Origin of the sequence: Nonomuraea sp. NPDC048892 (genome assembly GCF_040649735.1) — a bacterium.
Classification (GTDB): domain Bacteria; phylum Actinomycetota; class Actinomycetes; order Streptosporangiales; family Streptosporangiaceae; genus Nonomuraea; species Nonomuraea maheshkhaliensis.
This window is the reverse complement of record NZ_JBEZFZ010000002.1, coordinates 509,469-533,850: the sequence shown is the minus strand read 5'-3', so window position 1 is coordinate 533,850 and position 24,382 is coordinate 509,469. Positions and strand designations below refer to the sequence as shown.

The following is a 24,382-nucleotide window of genomic DNA, read 5'->3' as shown; positions in this document are numbered from 1 at the left end:
CACGGCGGGTGGTCAGTTGCGGGTGGTCAGTTGCGGGTGGTCAGTTGCGGGTGGTCAGTTGCGGGTGGTCCGGCACGGCGGGTGGTCAGTTGCGGGTGGTCAGTTGCGGGTGAAGGTGTACATGACATCGAGGTCGGTGGCGTCGCGGGGCACGTCGGCCATCAGGCGCACCGTCGTCCCCGTGAAGTCGATCACCTGGAGCTGCTGGTGGTCGGCGGTGCCGTCCGGGCGTACCCAGCAGACCAGATGGTCGTCGTCGTACCAGGTGGCCAGGCCCGCGCAGGGCGACTCGACCCGCCTGACCTCGGCTCCGGTACGCGCGTCGTAGACGCAGTTGTTGCCGCTGCGCAGACCGGGGCAGTCGGTGACGAACCGTTCGCCGGACGGTGAGAAGAGCGCGTCGGCGATGCCCGCGCCCACGTTCGGCAGCCGGCGCACCCGCACTCCCGAGGCGTCGAAGAAGCGCAGGGCCTGCTGCTCGGCGACGTTCGACAGGGCGACCACGCCGGTGTCGTCGCCGTCGAAGCCGTACCTGATGCCCTTGAGCGAGCCCTCCCGCAGCGAGGCGACACCGGCCTGACGGGTGGTGACGTCGACGATGGCGAACCCGGTCGACTGCCAGGCGTCCTTGGCCGGGTTGCCGACGTTGACGAGCAGGCGGCGGCTGTCGCGCGACCACACCTGCACGTACGCGCTGAGCGGCTGGCGCGACGTCCTGACCGTGAAGCGCTGCGCCGTCACCTTGTCGGTGATCTCCACCGTGTCGTAGCCGTCGACGAAGCGCTTGCCGCGCTGGGCCAGGTAGCGGCCGTCGGGCGACAGGACGCTCTCCCACGTGTTCTTGTAGCCGGTGAACGGGCCGGCCAGGGAGTCGCGGGCGTGGTACACCCATTCGCCGGACTTGGCGTCCCTGGCCAGGTAAGTGGTGAGCCTGATCGGGTCGGCGGGGTTCTCGTAGATGGTGGCGGCGGTGCTGGGGAGCTCGACCGGGGTCAGGTTCGTGGTCGGGACCGGCGACGGGGCCCGGGAGGGGGTCGCCGTGGTCGTGGCACCGGCCCGGGAGGGGGTCGCCGTGGTCGTGGCACCGGCCTGGGCGGACGGGCCGGGCCGGCCGCCGATCCGGAGGTTGACGGCGGTCACGGCGACGACGGCGATGGCCGCCAGCAGCGCCACCGCGGCCACACCCGCCCCGATCATCCACCCCCGCCCGCCCTTCGGCGCTCTGGCCTGCGTCCAAGGCGGCGGGTTCATCCCTTGCCGGGGCGGCCCGAACACCGGCGTCCCCGGCGAAGGCGTCACTGGCGAGGGTGTCCCCGGCGCGGGCGTCGCAGGCACGTGCATCCCGTGCGGCTGGTGGCCGGGCGGCGGTAAATCCGCAGGCCGCCCCGTCGGCGGCGGAAGCGCAGTTGCGGGCTGCGGCGGGCGGACGCCCACAGGTGCGCCCTCGGACCGCGGCGGGCCCGGTGGAGGCGTCCCACGCGGTGAGGCGGCGGGCTGGTACGGGCCTTGCGGAGGAGCGCTCTGAGGCGAGCCGCCGGACTGGTACGGGCCCGGAGGAGAGGCGGCCAGGGGTGAGCCGGGTGGAGGGGCGGCCGGATGGGGGCCGGAGGTGGAGGGCGGCCAGGGTGGCCGGGCTGGCTGAGCCGGTGGCCGGGTGAGGGGGCCGATGACGGTGGTGGCCTGATCCAGCAGGCGCGGATCCGTGACCGGCTGTTCCAGCAGGCGCAGGATGACCTGCTCGGCCGTCGGCCGCCGGCCGGGATCCTTGGTCAGGCAGGCCGCGACGAGTTCGCGCAGCGTGCCGGTGAGCCGCGACAGGTCGGGTTCGGCGTGCAGGACGCGCTGGATGATCGCCGGCACGGTCTCGGCCTCGAACGGTCCCGCTCCCCCGGCCGCGAACACCATCGTGCCGCCCCACGCGAACAGGTCGGCCGCCGGCCCCGCGGGCTGGGCCAGGATCTGCTCGGGCGCCATGAACGCGGGCGTGCCCACCGGCATGGAGGTGATGGTCGAGGTCGCGTCGAGCGCCCTGGCGATGCCGAAGTCGATCACGCGGGGCCCCTCGCCGCCCAGGATCACGTTGGCGGGGCCGAAGTCGCGGTGCACGATGCCGGCCTGGTGGATGGCCGCCAGCGCGGTGGCCGTGCCGACGGCCAGCCGGTGCAGGGCGGGCCCGGCGCGCGGCCCGGTCTCGGCGACCGCCCTGGCCAGGGAGGGGCCGTCCACGTACTCGCTGGCGATGAACGGCCGGCGCTCGTGCACGCCGGTGCCGAGCACCTGCGCGGTGCAGAACGGCGCCACCCGCCTGGCCGCCTCGGCCTCCCTGGCGAAGCGTTCTGCGGCCACCTCGTCGCCAGCGAGGTGGGGCCGCAGCCACTTGATCGCGGCCCGGCCGCCCTGGTCGTTCACGCCCAGGTAGACGACGCCCTGTCCGCCCTCTCCCAGACGTCCCCGGATCCCGTAGCCTCCGAGACTGGTGGGATCTCCCGCTCTCAGCTCAGTAATCGACGGCATAAGCGCATTATGAGCGCCGGATCACGGCCCGGGCCGTCACGATCCGGTGTCCCCGGGAGGGGCCGGGGACACCGGAGGCTCAGGTCAGCCGCTGCGCCTTGCTCAGCAGCCGTTGCGCCACCACCACAAGCGCCAGGAACAGCCCGCTGACCACCTGCTGGAACGCCGACGTCAGGTTGCCGACCTGGTTGATCAGGCTCTGGATGACGCCGAGCAGCAGCACGCCCGCCACCGACCCCGTGATGCCGCCGGCGCCGCCGGTCAGCAGGGTGCCGCCGATGACCACGGCGGCGATGGCGTCCAGTTCGAGGCCGATGCCGAGGATCGTCACCCCGGAGGAGAGCCGGGCGGCGTTCAGCGCGCCCGCGAGGCCGGCCAGCAGGCCGGACATGACGTACACGTACACCTTGGTCCGGGCGACCGGGACGCCCATCAGGGCGGCGGCCTGCTCGTTGCCGCCGATGGCGTAGACGTTCTGGCCGAAGCCGGTGCGCTGGAGCAGCACCATCGCGGCCAGGGCGAGGGCGGCGGTGATGTAGACGGGGTAGGACAGGCCCAGGATCTCGCCCTGGCCGAGCGCGGCGAAGGCGCGGTCCTTGACCAGGTACGTGGTCGCGCCCTCGTCCGAGATCGCCAGCATCAGGCCGCGCACCCCGAGCAGCCCGGCCAGGGTCACGATGAACGGGGCCATGCCGGTCCGCGCGATCACCAGGCCTTGGAGCAGGCCCACGACCCCGCACACCGCCAGCGGCAGCAGCAGCGCGACGAGCATGCCGTACTGCGACCCGTACGCCGCCAGCACCCCGCCGAGGACGAACAGCGACCCCACGGACAGGTCGATCCCGCCGCTGATGATCACGAACGTCATGCCGATCGCGATGATCGCGAGGAACGAGGAGGAGACGACCACGCTGGCCGCGTTCGCCGGCGTGGCGAAGGAGTCGAAGGCCAGGCTGCCCACGATCACCAGCGTGCCCAGCACCATGACGGCGCCGTGCTGCTGCAGCGTCCGGCTGAGCTGCTCGCGGTTCATCGGGTCTCCCGCTTCCTGGTGGCGTAGACGGCGGCCAGGATGATGACCGCCTGGACCATCTGGGTCCACGACTGCGGCAGGTTGTGCTTGATCAGCGTGGCCGCGAGGAGTTGCATGAGCAGCGCGCCCATGACCGTGCTGAGCACCCTGATCCGGCCGCCGGTCAGCGGGGTGCCGCCGACGACGACGGCGGTGATCGCCGACAGTTCGATGAACATGCCGAGCGAGGTCGGGTCGCTGGCCTGCAGCCGGGCGGTGGCCAGTACGCCGGCCAGGGCGGCGAGCAGGCCGGAGATCACGTACACGATCAGCAGCACGCGCTTGACCGGCAGGCCGGACAGCTCGCTGGCCGAGCGGTTGCCGCCGATGGCGACCACCTGCCGGCCGAAGGTGGTGCGCCGCACCACGAACAGCACGATCACGGTCAGCGCCGCCGCGATGATCACGATCACCGGGATGCCGGCCACGGAGCTGCTGCCGAGCGCGATCAGGTCGGGGTTGCGGAACTCGACCAGCTGCGGCACCAGCACGTTGGCCAGGCCGCGGACGCCGACCAGCAGCGCCAGTGTCGCCACGATCGGCTGCACCCCGACGTAGGCGACCAGCGCTCCCCCGGCGGCCCCGACGACCGCGCCGCCGATCACGGCCACGACGAGGGCGGGCAGCCAGCCGTACCCGAGGTAGAGCACGACGAGCGCGGCGGCCAGCGCCATCACCGAGCCGACCGACAGGTCGATGCCCTGGGTGCCGATCACCAGCGCCATGCCGAGCGAGACGATGACGATCGGGGTGACCTGGACGAGCTGGGTGCGGAAGTTGGAGGCGTCGAGGAAGTGGGGGGTGAACAGCACGTTGAACAGCAGCAGCGCCAGTACGGCGGCGTACACGCCGTAGTCCTGCACCCAGGCGAACACCTGCGGCTTGAGCACGGCGACGCGGCCTCGCGGGCCGCCCCGGTCATGCGTCAGCTCGGCCATCGGACTGCTCCGCGATCGTCGCCATGATTCTCTCCTCGGTCACCTCGTCACCCGACAGCTCCCCGACGACCGCGCCCTCGCGCAGCACGAGGATCCTGTCGGCCCCCTCGACCAGCTCCTCCAGGTCGGAGGAGATCAGCAGCACGCCGAGCCCTTCCCGCGCCAGCTCGTCGATCAGCGCCTGCACCTCGGCCTTGGCGCCGACGTCGATGCCCCGGGTGGGCTCGTCCAGCAGCAGCACCTTGGGCCGTACGGCGAGCCAGCGGGCCAGCAGCACCTTCTGCTGGTTGCCGCCGGACAGCTCGGAGACGAGCTGGTGCGGCGAGGCGGCCTTGATCCTCAGCCTCCGCATGAAGATCTCGACGATCCGGTCGATCTTCGCCTCGGACACCACGCCCGCCCGGCCCATGGAGGGCAGGGCGGCCAGGGCGATGTTCTCGCGCACGGACAGGGTGGGGATGATGCCCTCGGCCTTGCGGTCCTCGGGCAGCAGGCTGACGCCCGCCCTGATCGCGGCCGAGGTGGAGCCGGCCCGCAGCGGCGCGCCGGCCACGAGCACCTGCCCGCCGTCCAGCGGCAGCGCGCCGACGATGGCCTTGGCGGTCTCGGTACGGCCCGCGCCCAGCAGCCCGCCGAGGCCGACGACCTCGCCCGGTTTGACGCTCACGTCCACACGGTCGAGCACGTGCCGCCGGGTCAGTCCCCTGGCCTCCACCACGGGAGCGCCGTTGCCCGATCCCTGCGTGTCTCCTTCGGCGTGGTCGCGGGAGAAGCTGGTCAGGCCCGCGGTGCGGACCTCGTTCTGGTCGCGGCCGAGCATCAGCGAGATGAGCTTGAGCCGTTCCAGCTCCGCCATCGGCCCGGTGTGCGCGAGGCGTCCGTCGCGCAGCACGGTCACCTGGTCGCAGACGCGGTAGAGCTCGTCGAGGCGGTGGCTGACGTACATGACGGCGATGCCGCTGTCGCGCAGCCGCCTGATCACCCCGAACAGGGTCTCGACCTCGCGCGGCTCCAGGGAGGACGTGGGCTCGTCCATGATGACGACCCTGGCGTCCACCGACACGGCGCGGGCGAGCGCGACCATCTGCTGCGCGCCGACGCCGAGGGTGCGCAGCGGGCGGCGCACGTCGGTGTCCACGCCGTAGCCGGACAGGACGCGTTCGGCCTCGCCGTACATGGCGGCCGCGTCGATCACCCCGAACCTGCCGCGCGGCTCGCGGCCGAGCAGCAGGTTGCGGGCCACCGACATCATGGGGACGAGGTTGACCTCCTGGTAGATGGTGGAGATCCCGGCGCGCTGCGCCTCCAGGGGGGTGCCGAAGGCGGCGGGCCCTCCCTGGTAGCGCAGCTCGCCCCCGTCCGGCTGGTACACGCCGGTGAAGACCTTGATCAGGGTGGACTTGCCCGCGCCGTTCTCGCCGACGAGCGCGTGCACCTCGCCCGGACGCAGGGCGAGGGACACACCGTCGAGGGCGAGCACGCCGGGGAAGCGTTTGCTGACGCCTCTTGCCTCGAGAACAGCTTCCAACTCAGTACGCCTCACCGAGGGAGTCCTTGGCGTTGCCCGTGTCGTAGTCGCGGTCGGAGATGATCACCTTGTCGGGGATGGCGTCGCCGTTCAGGAACTTCTGGGCGGTCTCGAAGGCGAGCGGGCCGAAGCGCGGGTTGGACTCGATGACCGCGTGCAGCCAGCCGTCGGCGATGCCCTGGACGGCGCTGCGGGTGCCGTCCACCGAGACTATCTTGATGTCGCCCGGCTCCTTGCCCGCGCCCTTCAGCGCGGTGACCGCGCCCAGCGCCATCTCGTCGTTCTCGGCGTAGATGCCGTTGATGTCGGGGTTGGACTGGATGAGCTGCTCAGTGACCTGCTGTCCCTTCTCACGGGCGAACTCACCGGTCTGCTCGAACGAGATCGTGATCTCGGGGGCCTTCTCCTTGACGCGGTCCTTGAAGCCGTTCGTGCGCTCGGTGGTGACGTTGTTGCCCGGGGCGCCGAGCAGGATGGCGACCTTGCCCTTGCCGCCCAGGGCGTCGATCATGCGGTCGGCGGCGCGCTTGCCCTGCTCGTAGAAGTCGGAGCCGATGAAGGTCAGGTAGTCGCTGCACGCCTTGGCGTTGATCTTGCGGTCGACCGTGATGATGGGGATCTTCTTCGCGGCGGCCTGCTGGAGCACCGGCTCCCAGCCGTCGGAGTTGAGCGGCGCGATGACCAGCAGCTGCACGCCCTGCGCGATGAGCTGCTGCACGTCGGTGATCTGCTTGGAGAACTGCGACTGGGCGTTGGTGACCTTGAGGTTGGTGATGCCGAGCTTTTCGGCCTCGTCCTTGATCGACTTGGTCTCCGCGATGCGGAACGGGTTGGCCTCCTTCTCCGACTGGGAGAAGCCCACCGTGGCCGTCTTGAGGTCGAACTTCGTGCCGCCGAACTGCTCCAGCGTGCACGTCGGGCCGGCCGTGCCCGAAGGCGTCTGGACGACCTGCTGGCCGGCCGAGCTGGCGGCGGCGGGCGCGTTCTGCGGCTCCTCGGCCTTGGCGCAGCCGGCCGCGGTGAGGAGCACGGCCAGGGCCAGCGTGGCTGTCCGGAGATGGGGGGTCATCGCGGATCCTTTCTTATCAGGTGCGGCGCCCGGGCCGCAGCGGGCCCGGGCGCCGGTGGTTCAGGTGCAGGTGGGGTTGATCGCGCCCGTCAGCGCCTTGTGGGCGTCGTGGACACGCTTGACGTCGGGCTTGGTGATCGCCCTGTCGTACGTCATGAGGCCGTTGATCTCGGTCTCGACGTCGGTCGTCTGGGTGTAGATCGCGGCGCTGAGCTGCTCGCAGGCGTGCAGCCGCTCCAGTTCCTCGACCATGTTCACGTAACGGTTGGTCAGGGCCTCGGGGTCGGGCTCGACCGCGTAGCCCCAGCCGCCGCCGGACCAGGTGTGGCCGACCACGGGCAGGGCCAGGCCGCCGTACTCGCCGATGACGTTCGCCCTGGTGCCGGAGGGCTTGCCGGGGTTGCCGGGGCCCGGGTAGATGTGGAAGTCCTTGACGTCGCCGTTGCCGCCGTCGACCGCGCCGCAGCAGTTGACGCCGCTCATGTTGTTCACCAGGCGGCTCGGGTCCCAGCTCTTGACCAGGTCGGCCACGCGGGCCTGGTCGTACTGGCCCCAGCCCTCGTTGAACGGCACCCACATCACGATCGACGGGCTGCTGCGGTGCTGGTCCACCAGCTCGCGCAGCTCGGCCTCGAACTGCGGCCTGTCGGTGGTGCGGAAGGCGGAGGGCATGTCCTGCCAGACCAGCAGGCCGAGCTTGTCGGCGTAGTGGTACCAGCGGTCGGACTCCACCTTGACGTGCTTGCGCACGGCGTTGAAGCCGAGGGCCTTGGTCTGCTCAAGGTCGTAGCGCAGGGCCCTGTCGGTGGGCGGGGTGTAGATGCCGTCCGGCCAGAAGCCCTGGTCGAGCGGGCCGATCTGGAAGACCGGCTGCCCGTTGAGCAGCATGCGGTTGCCGGAGAGCGTGATGGAGCGCATCCCGAAGTACGACTCCACCCTGTCCTCCGCCCTGTCCGACTTGAGTTTGACCTCCAGGTCGTACAGGTGCGGGTTGTCGGGGGACCACAGCTTGGGGTTGCGCACCGGCAGGCGCAGCTCCTTGCCGATCGGGCCGCGTACGGTGGCGACGACCCTGCGGCCGTCCCTGGCGGTGACGGTGACGGTGCCCTTCGAGCCGTGGACGGTGACGTACAGGGCCTGGCCGCGCAGGTCGGGGGTGGTGTCCACGCGGTCGATGTGATCCTTGGCGACCGGCTCGATCCAGACGGTCTGCCAGATGCCGGACACGGCGGTGTACCAGATGCCGCTCGGGTTGAGCCGCTGCTTGCCGATGGCCTGGGCGCCCTCGTCGGTGGGGTCGTACACGCCGACGACGAGCTCCTGCGGGCCCGAGCGCTTGAGCGCGCCGGTCACGTCCACGCTGATCCGGCCGTAGCCGCCCTTGTGGGTGGTCACCTGCTTGCCGTTGACGTAGATCGTCGCGTCCCAGTCGACGGCGTCGAGGTGCAGCAGCAGCCGCTCACCCTTCCAGGAGCGGGGCACCTCGAACGTGCGGCGGTACCACATGCGCTCCTCGTGCCGGCCGATGCCGGACAGCTGCGACTCCACCGGGTACGGGACCACGATGCGCTCGGCCAGCCTCCTGCCGAACGGCGCCGCCTCGCCCTCCTTGGCCGGGGCGAACTCCCAGGTGCCGTTGAGGCTGCGCCAGCGGTCCCTGACGAGCTGCGGTCTGGGGTACTCGGGCAGCGGGTTCGCCGGGTTGACGTCGTCGGCCCACCTCGTCTTGAGCACGTAGGTGGAGACGTTGACCACGTGCGCGAAGGGGTAGGCGGCCAGCGGGGTGCCGTCGGCGTAGGTGATGCCGCCGTTGCCGTCGTAGGAGGTGCGGACGGTGCTGCCGGCCTTCGACGGGACCGGATATTTCAGCTTCAGCTCTACTACTTCCGGACTTTTCTGGATTGCTGAGGTGACGGGCCAGGCGGCCGCGCCGACCGTGAACCCGAGCTTCGCGGCCGCGTCGGCGGGCAGCGGGGCCAGGGGCTTGGCGTAGGTGAGCGTCGCGACGTCGCCGGCCGCGTTCAGCCTGGCGTCGTACGGGCCGTCCGGCTGGAAGTCGGCCGGCACGGTGAACGCCTCCGTCGGCACGATGGCCTTCGGCTGGCTCGGGCTCTGCCAGCGCAGGCGCAGGTTGGCGCCGCCGTAGTGCTCGAAGTACTCGACCTTGACGTCGTACTTCCTGCCCGCCTCCAGGGCGATCGGAGTGCCGGTCTGCTCCAGGTCCCAGTCGTCCACCCAGTGGTCGATGACCGGCTGCCCGTCCACCCAGAGGCGGAAGCCGTTGTCGCCGATGATGGAGAAGGTGTAGGTCTCGGAGTACTTCGGGGTGATCTGCCCGGTCCACCTGACGGTGACGTCGTCCTCCCTGCCGGTCAGCAGGTTGAACGTCGGGTTGAGGTCGGGCATCTCGAGGTTGGGGTCGATGATGCTCGCCTTGAGTTCGGCGAAGTCGAACTGGCCCGCCGCCGAGGCGAGGTAGTAGTCGCCGCGCAGCCCGTTCCGCTCGGGGAGGGCCGCGGAGCCGGCTGAGGCGGGGGCCGGCATCTGCCATAACAAGCACATCAGCACGGACAGCAGCAACGTGAGGCGCTTACGCACGGGGGGTTCCTTTCGGAAGGCGCCGATCAGGTTCGGACAGCTTTTGACCCTGACACGCTCCAAAGTAAGCACCAGCGGACCGAGCCGGTCAAGATTTCCGATCAAATTCGTTCGCGTTCGGTCAGAGGTGAACTTCACTTGGCCCGTCGACTATGATCGGGACGTGAGCGACACGCAGAGTGACGGACGCAGGCCCGTGTTCGCCGCTGAACGCCGGCAGCGCATCATCGAACTGGTGCGCGCGAACGGCGCGGTGTCGCTGCGGGAGCTGGCCCAGGCCGTCCACTCCTCCGAGGTGACCGTCCGCCGCGACCTGCGCGCGCTGGAGTCGGAGGGCCTGCTCAACCGCCACCACGGCGGCGCGACGCTGCCGGGCGAGCTGTCCCGCGAGGCCGGCTACACCCAGAAGGTGTCGCTGGAGTCGGCCGAGAAGGCCGCCATCGCCGACCTGGCCGGCGCCCTCGTCGAGGACGGCGACGCCATCGTGATCGGCCCCGGCACCACCACGCAGGAGTTCGCCCGCCGCCTGACCAGGCACGCCGAGCTCGCCGTGGTGACCAACTCGCTGCTGGTCGCCCAGGCGCTGTCCACCTCGCCGCGGGTGGAGGTGATGCTGACCGGCGGCACGCTGCGCGGCTCGATCCTGGCCCTGGTCGGCAGCGCGGCCGAGCACTCCCTGGCCGGGCTGCGCGTGCGCAGGGCCTTCATCTCCGGCAACGGCCTGACCGCCGAGCGCGGCCTGTCCACGCCCAACATGCAGGTCGCCGGCGTCGACCGGGCTCTGGCCGGAGCGGCGGAAGAGGTCGTGGTGCTGGCCGACCACACCAAGATCGGTGTCGACACGATGGTGCAGACGGTCGCGCCCGACCGGATCGACCACCTGGTCACCGACGACGCCGCGCCCCGCGACGTGCTCGACGACCTGAGCGCGCGCGGCGTCCGGCTGCACGTCGCCGAAATCTAACCTTTTTTCTGCGCCCGGATCTGATCGAATGTGACAGGCCCGTTACTATAATGTTTCCTACCTCGACCACCATCGAGGCGGAGGCAACCGTGCTGCAGGTCGCTGGTGTTCTCAAGGCGTTCCAGGGTGTCACCGCCCTCGACCACGTCACCATGTCCGTGCGCACGGGTGAGGTGCACGCCCTCGTGGGCGGCAACGGCGCCGGCAAGTCGACCCTGGTCAAGGTGCTGTCCGGCGTCCATCAGCCGGACGCGGGCGAGCTGCGCCTGCTCGGGGAGCCGGTCAGGTTCGCCGGTCCCGCGGACGCCAGGCGGGCCGGGATCGCCACCATCCACCAGGAGACGAACCTCGTACCGACCATGAGCGTGGCCCGCAATCTGCTGCTGGGCCGCGAACCCCGGGGGCGGCTCGGGCTGATCGACGCCGCGGCCGTGCACGCCCGCGCCGAGGAGACGCTGGCCGCGTACGGGCTCGACGTGGACGTGCGCCGCCCGCTCGGGTCGCTGGGCGAGGGGGCGCGCCAGATCGTCGCCCTGGCCAGGGCCGCCTCGGCGGACGCCCGCCTGGTCATCATGGACGAGCCCACCACGGCGCTCGACCACGCCGAGCTGGAGACCCTGTTCGCGGCCGTGACCACGCTGCGTGAGCAGGGCCGCTCGGTCGTCTACGTCACCCACCGCCTGGAGGAGCTGTACGGGATCTGCGACCGCGTCACGGTGCTGCGCGAGGGCCGGGTCGTGCACACGGGCCCGCTGGCCGGGCTCGACCGGCTGCGGCTCGTCTCGCTCATGCTGGGCCGGCCGTTCCATCCCGTGGAGCCCGCGGTCCAGCACGGCGAGCCCGGCGTGCCCGGCGACGAGCCGGTCCTGGAGGCCAAGGGCCTGACCCGCCACCACGTCCTCGACGGGGTGTCGCTGGAGATGCGGGCGGGCGAGGTCGTCGGGCTGGGCGGCCTGCTCGGCGCCGGCCGCAGCGAGACGGCCCGCGCCATCGCCGGCGTGCTTCCGGTGGACGCCGGCCAGGTCACCGTGGCCGGGGCGCACGCACGCAAGTGGTCGATCAGGAGCGCCGTACGCGCCGGGGTCGGGCTGGTGCCGGAGAACAGGAAGACCGAGGGCATCGTGCCCACCCTGTCCGTACGCGACAACATCGCCCTGGCCGCCCTGCCCCGGCTGTCGCGGGCGGGGATCGTGTCGGACGCGCAGGTCGACAACATCGTGGGCACGTTCATGCGCCGGCTGGGCATCAAGGCCGTCTCCCCCAGGCAGCCGGCCGGCGAACTGTCGGGCGGCAACCAGCAGAAGGTGCTGCTGGCCAGGTGGCTGGCCATGCACCCCAAGGTCCTGCTCCTGGACGAGCCGACACGGGGGGTGGACGTGGCGACCAAGCTGGAGATGCAGGCCCTGCTGGACGAACTGGCCGTGGACGGCCTGGCCATCCTGCTGATCTCGTCGGACGTGTCCGAGCTGGTGGAGAACTGCGACAGCGTGGTGGTGCTCAGGGACGGTGCGATCACCGAACAACTGACCGGCCCCGAGGTCACCGAAGACCGCCTCCTGTCCGCCCTCGCCAAGGACTGACCCGTCCGGTACGCCCCTACCAAGGACTGACCCCGCACCGGCACGGGACCCGGGAAGGAGCGGGACCGGCACTGGACTCATGACCGGCGGGCTGGCCGCCGCAGAGCAGGTCGCGGGCGCATAAGATCACCTCATACGGTCCGACACCGACATGACCGGCCCGCCCCCACCGCCGTGTCGGCCCTGACTGGACGGGAGCCTGTGATGAGCATCAGTCCCCAGCAGCTGCGCGACCTGGCCGCCCGCGCCGAGGCGCTGGCCACCGAGGTACGGGCGCTGTGCGACGGCGCCCCTGCGGCGGCGGCCGAACGCGACCCCCTCCAAGCCGCGCTGCACGCCGCCGGCTGGCTGGACCGGGGCGGCGAGGACCTCCAGCGCGCGGCCGACGACCTGGCCAGGATCCGCTCCATGCTGGAGCGCAAGTGCGGCATCCCGTGGGGCGTCTGCCCCGAGCACGGCAACACCCTGTCGTACAGCGTCAACGTCACGACCTGCCGCGTGTGCGGCCGCACCTGGGAACGCGACCGGCGCGGCCGCCCCTGCGAGGAGCGGGTCACCTGGAAGGTCACGGACCGGGCCGGCACGGTGACGACGATGTGCGACGGCCACGTCCTCGGCGCCCGCGCCACCACCCAGGGCGCAACCTTCACCCACCTCGACACCGAACTCTCCCAGCCGTGAGCCCGGTCATGAGCCCCGCCTTAACCGACGGAGACCAGACCGCGACCAGCGGCCCTGCCCTAGCCCTATGTCAGCAACGCAGGCGGCCAGGGTGGTCAGAGGGTGCGGGCGAAGAGGGCGCGCAGGGTGGTGAAGTGGCGTTCGCAGGCGGCCTCGTCGTACATCGACGTGTCCGACATCGAGTAGCCGTGCGGCGCTCCGGCGTACACCTCGTTGACGGCCGTCAGGCCGGCGTCCTTCAGCGCCCGTCCGAGCCGCTCCACTGCCTCCGGGCCCATGGACGCGTCGTTGTCGGCATGGCCGAAGGCGAACTCGGCGCGGGCCGTGGCCAGGCTCAGGTGCGGGCTGTCGGGCGCGTCGGTGGCCAGGCCGCCGCCGTGGAAGCCGCCGACGGCGCCGACCTCCTCGGGGTGGGCGCCGGCCGCCTGGATGGCCAGCCGCGCCCCCATGCAGTAGCCGACCACACCCACCGGCCCGGCGGACACGCCGTCCTGGGCCCGCAGCGCGGCCAGGTAGCTCGCGTTGTCGGCCGCCACCCGCTCGGCCGTCAGCGAGCCGATCCGCGGCCCGATCGTCGCGAAGAACTTCTCCCGCTCTCCGGGCAGCCGCAGGTCACCCGTCGGGGACGTCTCGGCGGCGGTGCCCTCGCGGTAGAAGATGTTGGGCGCGAGCACGACGTAACCCCAGCTCGCGATCCGGTCGGCCATCTCGTGGATCCTGGGACGCAGCCCGATGGCGTCGATGATGAACAGCACGCCCGGGTGCTCGGCGGAGTCGTCAGGACGGGCCAGCCAGGCTTCCGCCGTGCCGTCGGGAACGGGAATCTCGATCATCATTTCGCACTCCATGGCAAAAGAGGACTCATCGGGCTCGCCCGTACGCCGCCGTCATGCGACTGCGGCGAGGCGGCGCAGGGGGTCGGCGGGCAAGCACGGTGCCGACGCGCCCACCGTATCCCGCTCTCCTGTGGACGCGGGTGGCACCCTTGCCCGGCGTGTCCGAAGTGTCACGACCGCCGATGGAACGCCGTGTGCGAAGCGTCGCGACCGCCCCCGGACCGGCGCGTGAACCTCAGTACACCGAGATGTGCGGATGGTCGTAGTGGTTGGCCGTGGTGCCGCCGCGGTCGGACATCGTTCGCCAGCCGCCCGTGCGGGTGTGCCAGATGCGCTGGCGGTAGATGATGTACATGATGCCCAGCCGCTTGGCGTTCTTGATCGCCCAGGCGGCGATCTCGTCGCCGCGTCTCTGCTCGTCGCCCGACGGGAACGAGCCGCCGCGGCTCAGCATGAAGTCGCAGGCACGCCCGAGCGGATGCTCGCCGCCGTCCTGGATCGCCCGGTAGCACCCGATCCCGTACGGCACCTGGAAGCGCTGCTGGATGAGCTCCTTGACCAGCCGCATCCGGGGGGTGACGTTGTCCGTCCCGCCGGGCAGCTGCGGCACCCAGGTCCCGTCGGGGCGGCGCACCCCCGGGGCGGAGTAGAGCAGGTCGATCCGGTCCTTGATCTTCTCGATCTGCTTCTCGGCCTTCTTCTTGCGCTTCTCCAGCTCCTCCGTGCTCGCGCGGAGTTCCTCGGTACGCGCGGCGGCCTCCTCCTCGGCCTGCCGGCGGTCGTCCCGGACCCGGGCGTAGCCGCTCAGCCTGGCGTCCTGGAGGTCGATCATGTGCTGGGCCAGCGCCATCCGGGCGAGTAGCGCCGACGGGTCGCCCTCCGAGGTCAGCAGGTCGGCCGTGCCGGGGTCGCCGCCGATGTACTTGGCGATGGCCATGGCGCGCAGCTCGGTGGACTGGCGGTCGTAGACCTCCTGGGCGGCGGACAGCTTCTCGCGCGCCGCCTTCTCCGCCTTCTCCGCCTTCTGCCCGGCGATGCGGCTCTCGTAGTAGTCGGCGATGAGCTTGTCCGAGTCCTTCTGCAGCTCGGCCAGTTCCTTCTTCAGCTGCTTGGCGGTGGGTTTGGGGGCCGCCTGCACCGGAACCGCCGCGAGCAGCAGCGCCAGGGTGAGACCGGCGAGGGTCGTACGGGCCGGGGCGCGCAGCCGGTCGGCAGAGGACGCAACCGCCACTCTTCTCCTTACCCTGAAGCACGCAGGGCAGGTTCCGGTCACGAGCTATTCAGTCCGGGGGCCGCCCTCTATTCGACGCACGATAGTAGGGGATCAGCCCTCCTGGCACGCAATCACGATTTTCCGGTATCGCGTCCTTTGCGCGTTCTGCGGACCACGATCTGCCGTCCGAGCAGCACGGAGCCGGGCACCACGAGGATTCCCAGCAAGCTGGTGCCCAGGCCGAGCCCGACGTCGGCGTCCACCAGCCCGTCGCCCTCGCCGCCGAGCACGGGCAGTCCGAGCGACACGCTGACCGACAGGGAGATCAGCGGCTCACGACCGGCCGGCTCAGGATCGAGGTCGGGCGGGTTCGTCGCGGGCGGCTCGTCGCCGGTGCCGGGCGGATCGTCGTCAGGGGGCGGCGTCGCCGGCGGTCTGGACGGCTCCGGCTCGCGGGTGGGCTCCCGCGTCGTGGTGGGGCGGCTCGTACGCGTGGGCCTGCTGGTCGGCCGGGTGGGCCGGGACGTCGCCGGCGGCGGGGTCGCGGCCGGCCCGCCCGTGGCGGGGCGCGCGTCGGACGGCGCCGGCTCGGGACCCGAGGTGCGGCCGGGGGTGATGTCAGGGGTGACGGGCTCCGACGGTTCCGTCGGCACAGGCTCGGAGGACTCCGGTACGGCAGGCGCGGCGGTGGACGCCGGGGCCGACGCGGCGGGCGGGAGGGCACCACCGGTCCCCGGCCCCGGGCCGTCCCCGAGGATCACGAACGCCGACACCACGGCCGCCGCCGTGGCCACCACCAGCCCGCCGGTCATCGCGAGCTTGCCCGCGGGCGAGAGCGTGCTCTGCGTCAGGCTCGTGGCCGTCCCGCCGCCTCCGCTCTCCGCGCCGAAGGCCGCCGCTCCGGCGTCGGGCAGCAGGGCGGCCAGCGGCAGGAGCAGGATCCCGAGCCCGGCCCGTCCGCGCCGCTCCCATTCCTCCCCGTACGCCTCCCGCGCCGTCTCCTCAAGCCTGACCAGGAACGCCTCCGCCGACTCCGGCCGCGCCGCGGGGTCCTTGGCCAGGCCGTGCGCGAGCAGCGGGCGCAGCGGCTCCTCGACGTCCTCCAGCGGCGGTGACACGTGCTGGTGCTGGTAGGCGAGGGCGGCGACGTTCTCGCCGCTGAAGGCGCGGTGGCCGGTCAGGCACTCGTAGAAGACCAGCGCGGCGGCGTACACGTCGGTCGCGGCCCCGGCCGGGGCGTCGTCCCACTGCTCGGGCGCCATGTACGGCGGCGTGCCCGCCAGCTCGGCGTTCTCCCCGAAGCGGGCGGCCACGCCGAAGTCGACGAGCTTGCTGTCGCCGTCCTGCGTGATCATCACGTTCTCCGGCTTGAAGTCGCGGTGCACGACCCCGTGCCGGTGCGCCTCCGCCAGCCCGAGCAGCGCGCCCTTGAGCACCACCAGCGCCGCCTCAGGGCCGGTCGCGCCCTCGTGCGCCAGCAGCCGCCGCAACGTGACGCCGTCGACCAGCTCCATCACGATGACGGCGTCGTCGCCGTCTTCGAGGTAGTCCAGCACGCGGGCGGTGTGAGGGCTGTCGATCTCCTTGATGAGCAGGGCCTCGGCGCGGAAGCGGGCCACGAAGTCGGGGTCCTGGCGCAGCGGGGCGGACAGGTGCTTGACCGCGACCGGCAGCCCGTCCGCGTCGCGCACGGCGAGCATGACCCGGCCGGTCCCGCCATGACCGAGTTCCCGGATCTCCGTGTAGCCGGGAACCTCCATGATGGGGACCTCCTGACCGGATAAAGATCCTAATGTCAGGACGTTATCCTCGCGTCACGGCGTGTGTCGACCCCTCCGGCGGGGGTGACGCCCGACATGTCGGAATCGGTATCCCACGATGATCCATAGGAGATCCGGGCCGGCGGGACGGGGTCAGGCGGGCGGGCCCGAGGGGCGAGCGACCGGCGGTCATATGACCGGGCCTGAGCGGGCGGGAAGGCGGCATGCCTGAGCGGACGGGGGTCAGGCGGCCGGCGTGAGGGGGCGGGCTCTCAGGAGGGCGCGGACGTTGCGGGCGGCCGTGCGGCCGGCTCGGTTGGCGCCGGTGGTGCTGGCCGAGGGGCCGTAGCCGACGAGCTGGAGCCGGGGTTCCCTGATCACCTGCGTGCCGTCCACGCGGATGCCGCCGCCCGGCTCCCTCAGCTTGAGCGGGGCGAGGTGGTCGAGCGCCGAGCGGAAACCGGTGGCCCAGACGATCGTGTCGGCGGCCACGTACGTGCCGTCGTCCCAGACCACCCCGTCCGCCACGATGCGCCCGAACATCGGCAGCCGGTCGAGCGCGCCCTTCTCCAGCGCCTCGCGCGCGACGGCGCTGTAGGTCAGGCCCGTCACGCTGACGACGCTCTGCGGCGGCAGCCCGGCGCGTACGCGCTCCTCGACCATGGCCACGGCCTCCCGCCTGGCCTCCTCGCCGAAGTCGTCGTCCCTGAAGACGGGCGGCCGCCGGGTGACCCAGGCCGTCGCGGCGGCCACGCCGGCGATCTCGGACAACACGTGCATCGCCGACGCCCCGCCGCCCACCACGATCACGCGCCGCCCCGCGAACTCCGCCGGCCCCCGGTAGCCGGCGTAGTGGAGCTGCCGGCCCGCGAAATCGGCCGCGCCCGGGTAGTAGGGCCAGTACGGGCGCGTCCAGGTGCCGGTGGCGTTGACGACCGCGCGGGCGGCCCACCGCCCCGCGTCCGACTCGACCAGCAGCCGGGTGCCGTCCAGGTCGCTGACGGCGCTGACCTTGACGGGGCGCACGACGTTCAGCCCGGTCCTGCGCTCGTAGTCGGCGTAGTAGGCCGGGACCTCCTCGGCGGCAGGACGCCCGCCGTCAGGCCCGGGAGCCCCGGGCAGGCCCGGCAGGTCGAAGACGCCGTGCACCTTGTCCATGGTCAGCGAGGGCGAGCGGTGCCGCCACGCCCCTCCCGGCCCGTCGGCCGCGTCGAGGACGACCGGCTCATACCCGAACCGGCGCAGGAAGTACGCGCTGGACAGGCCCGCCTGCCCGGCGCCGATCACCACGACCTCGCCGCTGTGCTCCACGGTCGGTGCAACCGCGACGCCCCGCCGTCTCTTCCCGCCCGGACGCGGGAACGCCGGGCGGGCCAGGCTCCGCGCCCGGCGCCGCCCCGAGCGCGCCGACCGCGGCCCTGGGGCCGAAAGCGGGCGGCGTCAGGAGCGCGGCGGCACCGGGGCGGTCGAGCCGCGTACGACCAGTTCCGTCGCCAGCTCCACGTGATGGGAGTCGATCCGCTCCCCCGCCGCCAGCCGCAGCGCCGTGCGCAGCGCCACCCCGCCCATCTCACGCAGCGGCTGCCGGATGGTGGTCAGCGGCGGCGAGGTCACCTGGGCGATCTGGGTGTCGTCGAACCCCACGATGCTGAGGTCCTCGGGGATGCGCAGCCCGCGCGCCCGCGCGGCCTCCATGATCCCGACGGCCATCTCGTCGCTGCCCGCGAAGATCGCCGTCGGGGCGCGCGGCAGGTCGAGCACCGCCGCCCCGCCCGCCACCCCATCGTGGTAGCGGAAGTGGCTGGAGCGCACGTATCCGGGCAGCACGGGCGTGCCCTCGGCCTCCATGGCGGCGCGGTAGCCGTGCAGCCGCGCCTGGTTGCACGCGGCGGCGGCCGGCCCGCCGATGTAGGCGATGCGCCGGTGCCCCAGGGACAGCAGGTGCTGGGTGGCGGCCAGGCCACCGGCGAAGTTGGTCGAGCCGACGCTGGTGACCCGGGTGCGCGGCAGGTTGAGCGGATCGATGAGGACGAGCGGTAACCGGGCCCTGGCCAGCGCGGCGGGCTGGCCGGCGGTCAGCTCGCCGGTGACGGCGATCAGCGCGCGCCGACCGGCCGCGACCAGCTCGCGAGCCCAGGCCGTGGTGCGCTCGGTGCCGCTCCTGATGCTGACCACGATCCCGACGCCCTCCTCGGCGCCGGCGGCCACCGCGCCCTGGACGATCTCCGTCGAGTACGCGTTCAGGTCGGTGTCGAACTGCACCTCGACGGTCGCCAGCCCGGGCGGCTCGCGGCGGGGCGCGGGCGCGACGTACTCGTGCTCCTGCAGCAGCGACTGCACCAGCGACCGCGTGGCGGGCGAGACGTCGCTGCGGCCGTTCAGCACCTTCGAGACGGTGGCGACCGACACGCCCGCCGAGGCCGCCACCGTGGCCAGCGTGGCCCGTCTAGGACTGGGCGGCATCGGCACCCCCCTGCCTGCCATTCGCACTGCCGTTCGCCCTGCCGTTCGCCCTGCCGTTCGCGCTGTCGGTCGTTCTTCCGATTTCGTCGGCCCTCCCCTTCTCGTTCTCGATCTCGACGGTGGTCACGAGCCGCCGGTCGTGGCCGACGTGACGGGCCGGCCCGGTCAGCCGGACCGTGCCCCGGCAGGGCAGGTCGGCCGCCGAGGTGCCGGCGAGCACCTCGATCTCGCCGGGCTCGACGACGCGGCGCAGGTCGCGGCCGGTGAACGCGGTGCGGTCGGCGTGCACCGCGAAGCTCACCCGCGTGCTCTCCCCCGGTTCCAGCCGGACCCTGGCGTAGCCGGTGAGCTGCCGGACCGGCCGGGTGACCTGGGCCACGACGTCGCGCAGGTAGAGCTGGACGACCTCCTCTCCGGCCCGGCCGCCGGTGTTGCGCACGGCGAGCGAGACGGTGAACTCCCCGTCGGTGGGCACCTCGGCGTCGCTGATCCGCAGCTCGGACAGCTCGAAGGTGGTGTAGGAGGCGCCGTGGCCGAAGGGGAACAGCGGCGTCGGGTCGAGGTTGCTGATGCCGTGGCTGTCGGCGCCCAGCGGCGGCTGCAGGTAGGTGCCCGGCTGGCCGCCAGGGCCGCGCGGGATCTGCACGGGCAGCCGGCCGACCGGCTGGACGCGGCCGGACAGCACGCCGGCGATGGCCGCCCCGCCCTCCTCGCCGGGCATGAACGCCTGGACGAGCCCGGCGGCCGATCCGTGCACCTCGCCCAGCGCGTACGGGCGCCCTGAGACGACGACCACGACCACCGGGGTGCCGGTGGCGGCCAGCTCGGCCAGCAGGTCGGCCTGCGCGCCCGGCAGCCGCAGGTCCTCGGCGTCGCAGCCCTCGCCCGAGGTGCCGTGCCCGAACAGGCCGGCCAGGTCGCCCACCACGGCCACGCACACGTCGGCCTCGCGGGCGGCGTCCAGCGCGGCGGCGAAGCCGGAACGGTCGTCGCCGCGCACGTCGCAGCCCCGCTCGTAGCGCAGCTCGGCGCCGGGCAGCTCGCGCGCGAGCGCGTCGAGCACGGTCGGCGCGTCGAGGCCGAGCCCGAGGCCGGGGTGGCGGGGCAGGACGTGGTTGGGGAAGGCGTAGCAGCCCATGAAGGTACGCGGGTCGTGGGCGGCGGGCCCGACGACCGCGACGCGGCGGGGCGCGGCACGGCCCTCGCCGAGCAGCGGCAGGGCGGTCCCGGCGTCGAGCAGGATGATCGACCGCTCGGCCAGCTCCCTGGCCAGGGCGCGGTTGCCCGGCGAGTCGAGGTCCACGTCCGCGGCCCCGGCGACCGAGTCCTCGGGGGTCCAATCGGGGTCGAGCAGCCCGAGCTCGACCTTCTGGGTGAGCAGGCGGCGCACGGCCCGGTCGATCAGCGCCTCGGGCAGCTCGCCGCGGCGCACCCGGTCGGCCAGGTGCCGGCCGAAGCCGAGCGTGTCGGGCAGCTCCACGTCGATGCCGGCGGTGAGCGCCTGGACGCCCGCCTCGGCGGGGTCGGCGGCGACGTGGTGCATGGTGGCCAGGAACGGGACGGCCCAGTAGTCGGAGACGACGGTGCCGGTGAACCCCCACTCCTCGCGCAGCACCTCGGTCAGCAGCCACGGGTCGGCGCCGGCGGGGACGCCGTCGACGTCGGAGTAGGAGTTCATCACCGAGCGGGCGCCGCCGAGCGCGATGGCCGCCTCGAAGGGCGGCAGGATCATGTCCATCAGCTCGCGCCGGCCCATCGGCACGGGGCCGTGGTTGCGGGCGGCGCGCGAGGCGGAGTAGCCGGCGAAGTGTTTGAGCGTGGCGATGATCCCGGCGCTCTCCAGCCCGCCCACGTAGGCGGCGCCAAGGGTGGAGACGAGGTAGGGGTCCTCCCCCATCGTCTCCTCGACCCGGCCCCACCGGTAGTCGCGGACCACGTCCAGCACCGGTGACAGCCCCTGGTGCACGCCCACGGCCCGCATGTCGCGGCCGATGGCGGCGGCCATCCGCCGCACCAGCCCGGGATCGAACGTGGCGGCCCAGGCGATGGCGGCGGGGTAGACGGTGGCGCCGTAGGCGGTGAAGCCGGTCAGGCACTCCTCGTGGACGATCGCCGGGATACCCAGCCTGGACGCCTCGACGACGGCCCGCTGGAGCCGGACGACCTCGGCCGCTCCCTGGGCGGCGGTGAGCGGGACGCTGCCGTGGACCCGGGTGAGGTGGCCCAGGCCGTCGCGGACGGCCTCGTCGAGCGGGACGGTGCCTGAGGCGGCGAACACGTCCTGCATCGGGGCCACGTTGAGCGTCTCCGGCTCGGGTCCCCCTGCGGGAGTGGGGTCCTGATCGGGCTCCAGCATGTCGTTGCCGATCCACCGGCTGCCGAGCTGGCCGATCTTCTCCTCAAGGGTCAGCTCCGTGAGAAGGGCGTCGACGCGGTCGGCCACGGCGAGCGCCGGGTCCTGCCATGGGCGCAGGGCCCTGTCCGCCGTGGGGGTCCGGTCTAGAGCCGTCATCTACTGCACTCCTTAAAGAGGTGCGGCGCTGTCGCAAACTTTCGAAATGTTTCGAGACTGTGACCAGACCGCCGCGCCGAACCTTCATCATCCGAAGCGCCTGCTGAAGGCGTGCGCGAAAGTACCTTACACGCGCTCGCCGGGATTTCCAGGGCTTTCTTGATCGACAAGGTCTTGACACCCTTATTGCCGAAACCTAGATTGGCGAACCCCGCGGTCATGTCGAAAATGTTTCGATGAGCTGACACGAGGAGGGGTGGAAGAGTGGCATCGCCGCGATGCCGTTCCACGACCGTCGGCCAACTCATCCAGTTGCGCATCCAGTGACCAGACGCGCCGCGACCCCCCGGCCCGCGGCATTCGAGTACGGAGATCAGCGTGGAGTCCAGGACAACGTCTCGCCGCACATTCCTCAGCCTCTCCATGGGCCTTCCCCTGGGAGCCGCGCTCGCCGCGTGCGGCACCTCGGGACCCACCCAGACCGGCGCGGGCGGAGGCACCGGCGCCACGGGTGGCGGCGGTGGTGGCGGCGGCGCTACCTATTGGTACCTGTCGACGCAGCCGCAGGAGGGCGTGCGCACCAGGACGGTCGAGCGGTTCAACAAGGCCAACCCCAACGGCAAGATCACCGGTACGACGTTCCAGAACGACGCGTACAAGACGAAGATCAAGACGGCCATCGGCGCCGGCCAGGCACCCACCCTCATCTGGGGCTGGGGCGGCGGCGGTCTGCGCAGCTACGTGCAGGCCGGCCAGGTCGACGACCTGACCGAGTGGTTCGGCCAGAACGCGGCACTCAAGGACCGGCTGTTCCCCTCCTCCTTCGGCGCGGCCACCATCGACGGCAAGATCTACGCGATGCCGTGCGAGACGATGCAGCCGATCGTCCTCTACTACGACAAGCGCGCCTTCGACAAGATCGGCGCCCAGCCCCCGCAGTCGTGGGGGGACATCATGGACCTGGTGCCCAAGTTCAACGCCAAGGGCATCGCGCCGTTCTCGCTCGGCGGGCAGTCGCGCTGGACCAACATGATGTGGCTGGAGTTCCTCTTCGACCGCCTGGGCGGCCCCGAGGTGTTCCAGGCCGTGTTCGACGGCGAGAAGGACGCCTGGAACAACCCGGTCGCCATCGACGCCCTGGGCAAGATGCAGGAGCTGATCAAGGCCGACGGGTTCGTCAAGGGCTTCTCCTCGATCACCGCCGACTCCAACGCCGACCAGGCGCTGCTCTACACCGGCAAGGCCGCGATGATGCTGCACGGCGGCTGGACGTACGGCAGCATGTCCACCGACGGCGGCGACTTCGTCTCCGGCGGCAACCTCGGCTACATGAACTTCCCGCCGATCGACGGCGGCAAGGGCGACCCCGGCAACACCGTCGGCAACCCCGGCCAGTACATGTCGATCTCCTCCAAGGCCACGCCGGAGCAGAAGGAGATCGCCAAGAAGTTCTTCTCCACCGAGCTGATGAGCGACCAGTCCGTCAAGGAGTGGGTGTCGACCGGCGCGGTGCCGATCGTCAAGGGCGCCGACGCCCAGTTCGCCGGCTCCAAGGACAAGGCGTTCCTCGACTTCGTGTACGGCATCGCGGTCAACGCCAAGTCCTTCGCCCAGTCCTGGGACCAGGCGCTCAGTCCGACCGCCGCCGAAGTGCTGCTCGACAACATCTCCAAGCTCTTCCAGCTGTCGATCTCGCCGCAGCAGTTCGCCACGAACATGAACGCGGTCATCGGCAAGTGAGCGCGGTAGCGACCGCCACCCGGCCCTCCGCGAAGGCGGGCCGGGGCGGCGGCTCCCTCAGCTGGCTGGCCCTTCCCGCCCTGCTGTTCTTCGTCGCCTTCGGCGTGATCCCGCTGATCGGTGTCCTCGTGCTGAGCTTCACCGCGTGGGACGGGCTCGGCGAGATCCATCCCGCCGGGTTCGACAGCTGGCGGGCCGTGCTGAGCGACCCCGGCCTGCCGCACGCGTTGTGGATCACCTTCCTCGTCATGGCGGCATCCTGGGCGGTCCAGACGCCGGCGAGCATCCTCATGGGCGTCTTCCTGGCCGGGCAGCAGCGTTATCGCGCGATCCTGTCGGTGCTGTACTTCATCCCGCTGCTGCTCAGCTCGGCGGCGCTGGCGATCACGTTCAAGGCGCTGCTCGACCCGAACTTCGGCCTCGGCGCGGGGTTGCAGATCCCCATTCTGGTGCAGGACTGGCTGGGCGATCCGGTGCTGGCCTTCAGCGTGGTCATCTTCGTGGTGTCCTGGCAGTTCATCCCGTTCCACTCGCTGATCTACCAGGGCGGCGTGCGGCAGATCCCGCGCTCGATGTACGAGGCCGCGGAGCTCGACGGCGCGGGCCGCGTCCGCCGCTTCTTCAGCATCACGCTGCCGCAGCTCAAGTACACGATCATCACGTCGTCGACGCTCATGGTGGTCGGCTCGCTGACCTTCTTCGACCTGATCTTCGTGCTCACCGCGGGCGGTCCCGGCGACGCCACCCGGGTGCTGGCCCTGGACATGTACAAGCGCGGCTTCCAGGCCAACCTCATGGGGCCGGCCAGCGCGATCGCGGTCATCCTCGTCCTCGTCGGCCTCGTCCTGGCGCTGCTGCTGCGCCGGCTCGGCGGCCGCGACTCCTCCCACAGCCAGCTCGAAGGGGCCTGACGC

At 71.8% G+C, this 24,382-nt stretch carries 17 protein-coding genes; 5 read left to right on the top strand and 12 right to left on the bottom strand.

Translation table 11 applies throughout. From position 1 onward, the window contains the following. Window positions 1-99: 99 nt before the first annotated feature. The 6 genes from AB0C28_RS07805 to AB0C28_RS07780 all read right to left on the bottom strand — a co-directional run bounded on the left by AB0C28_RS07805 (window position 100) and on the right by AB0C28_RS07780 (window position 9,719). Complete coding sequence (locus AB0C28_RS07805; protein ID WP_358073412.1) at window positions 100-2,514, bottom strand: protein kinase; 2,415 nt, start codon at window positions 2,512-2,514, stop codon at window positions 100-102. Between the two features lie 79 nt (window positions 2,515-2,593). Next, a complete protein-coding gene (locus tag AB0C28_RS07800; protein WP_357841985.1) occupies window positions 2,594-3,547 on the bottom strand; it encodes an ABC transporter permease in 954 nt (317 codons plus the stop codon). Next, window positions 3,544-4,524, bottom strand: a complete 981-nt coding sequence (locus AB0C28_RS07795; protein WP_358073411.1) for an ABC transporter permease — start codon at window positions 4,522-4,524, stop codon at window positions 3,544-3,546. Before AB0C28_RS07795 ends, AB0C28_RS07800 begins: the two co-directional genes overlap by 4 nt. Beyond that, entirely contained in the window at window positions 4,505-6,052 is a 1,548-nt protein-coding gene (locus tag AB0C28_RS07790) for a sugar ABC transporter ATP-binding protein (RefSeq protein WP_358073410.1), read from the bottom strand. Before AB0C28_RS07790 ends, AB0C28_RS07795 begins: the two co-directional genes overlap by 20 nt. A 1-nt stretch (window position 6,053) precedes the next feature. Then, complete coding sequence (locus AB0C28_RS07785) at window positions 6,054-7,121, bottom strand: ABC transporter substrate-binding protein (protein ID WP_357841976.1); 1,068 nt, start codon at window positions 7,119-7,121, stop codon at window positions 6,054-6,056. A gap of 60 nt (window positions 7,122-7,181) precedes the next feature. After that, window positions 7,182-9,719, bottom strand: coding sequence for a PA14 domain-containing protein (locus AB0C28_RS07780; protein ID WP_358073409.1), 2,538 nt, complete (start codon window positions 9,717-9,719; stop codon window positions 7,182-7,184). Window positions 9,720-9,882: 163 nt separating this feature from the next. On the opposite strand from AB0C28_RS07780, the gene AB0C28_RS07775 reads away from it, so the two are divergent. The 3 genes from AB0C28_RS07775 to AB0C28_RS07765 all read left to right on the top strand — a co-directional run bounded on the left by AB0C28_RS07775 (window position 9,883) and on the right by AB0C28_RS07765 (window position 12,944). Then, complete coding sequence (locus tag AB0C28_RS07775; protein ID WP_358073408.1) at window positions 9,883-10,683, top strand: DeoR/GlpR family DNA-binding transcription regulator; 801 nt, start codon at window positions 9,883-9,885, stop codon at window positions 10,681-10,683. An 89-nt stretch (window positions 10,684-10,772) separates the two neighbouring features. Beyond that, window positions 10,773-12,263, top strand: coding sequence for a sugar ABC transporter ATP-binding protein (locus AB0C28_RS07770; protein ID WP_357841967.1), 1,491 nt, complete (start codon window positions 10,773-10,775; stop codon window positions 12,261-12,263). 204 nt (window positions 12,264-12,467) lie between these two features. Further along, window positions 12,468-12,944: a hypothetical protein gene (locus AB0C28_RS07765; protein WP_358073407.1), complete on the top strand. Its 477-nt coding sequence runs from the start codon at window positions 12,468-12,470 to the stop codon at window positions 12,942-12,944. Between the two features lie 95 nt (window positions 12,945-13,039). Here AB0C28_RS07765 and AB0C28_RS07760 read toward each other — a convergent pair whose 3' ends face one another. The 6 genes from AB0C28_RS07760 to AB0C28_RS07735 all read right to left on the bottom strand — a co-directional run bounded on the left by AB0C28_RS07760 (window position 13,040) and on the right by AB0C28_RS07735 (window position 21,728). Further along, a complete protein-coding gene (locus tag AB0C28_RS07760) occupies window positions 13,040-13,780 on the bottom strand; it encodes a dienelactone hydrolase family protein (protein WP_357841962.1) in 741 nt (246 codons plus the stop codon). Between the two features lie 235 nt (window positions 13,781-14,015). Beyond that, entirely contained in the window at window positions 14,016-15,011 is a 996-nt protein-coding gene (locus AB0C28_RS07755; protein WP_358073406.1) for a hypothetical protein, read from the bottom strand. Window positions 15,012-15,124: 113 nt separating this feature from the next. Then, the gene (locus AB0C28_RS07750) at window positions 15,125-16,753 is read right to left on the bottom strand and encodes a serine/threonine-protein kinase (protein ID WP_358073405.1); all 1,629 of its coding nucleotides are present in this window, start codon (window positions 16,751-16,753) and stop codon (window positions 15,125-15,127) included. Between the two features lie 243 nt (window positions 16,754-16,996). After that, window positions 16,997-18,064 (bottom strand): FAD-dependent oxidoreductase, encoded by a 1,068-nt coding sequence (locus AB0C28_RS07745; RefSeq protein WP_358073404.1) that lies wholly within the window; start codon window positions 18,062-18,064, stop codon window positions 16,997-16,999. Window positions 18,065-18,193: 129 nt separating this feature from the next. Beyond that, entirely contained in the window at window positions 18,194-19,216 is a 1,023-nt protein-coding gene (locus tag AB0C28_RS07740) for a substrate-binding domain-containing protein (protein ID WP_357841950.1), read from the bottom strand. Continuing rightward, complete coding sequence (locus AB0C28_RS07735; RefSeq protein ID WP_358073403.1) at window positions 19,200-21,728, bottom strand: glycoside hydrolase family 3 N-terminal domain-containing protein; 2,529 nt, start codon at window positions 21,726-21,728, stop codon at window positions 19,200-19,202. Before AB0C28_RS07735 ends, AB0C28_RS07740 begins: the two co-directional genes overlap by 17 nt. 423 nt (window positions 21,729-22,151) lie before the next feature. On the opposite strand from AB0C28_RS07735, the gene AB0C28_RS07730 reads away from it, so the two are divergent. Further along, complete coding sequence (locus AB0C28_RS07730) at window positions 22,152-23,468, top strand: extracellular solute-binding protein (protein WP_357841943.1); 1,317 nt, start codon at window positions 22,152-22,154, stop codon at window positions 23,466-23,468. After that, the gene (locus tag AB0C28_RS07725; RefSeq protein WP_357841940.1) at window positions 23,465-24,379 is read left to right on the top strand and encodes a sugar ABC transporter permease; all 915 of its coding nucleotides are present in this window, start codon (window positions 23,465-23,467) and stop codon (window positions 24,377-24,379) included. Before AB0C28_RS07730 ends, AB0C28_RS07725 begins: the two co-directional genes overlap by 4 nt. Window positions 24,380-24,382: the final 3 nt, after the last annotated feature.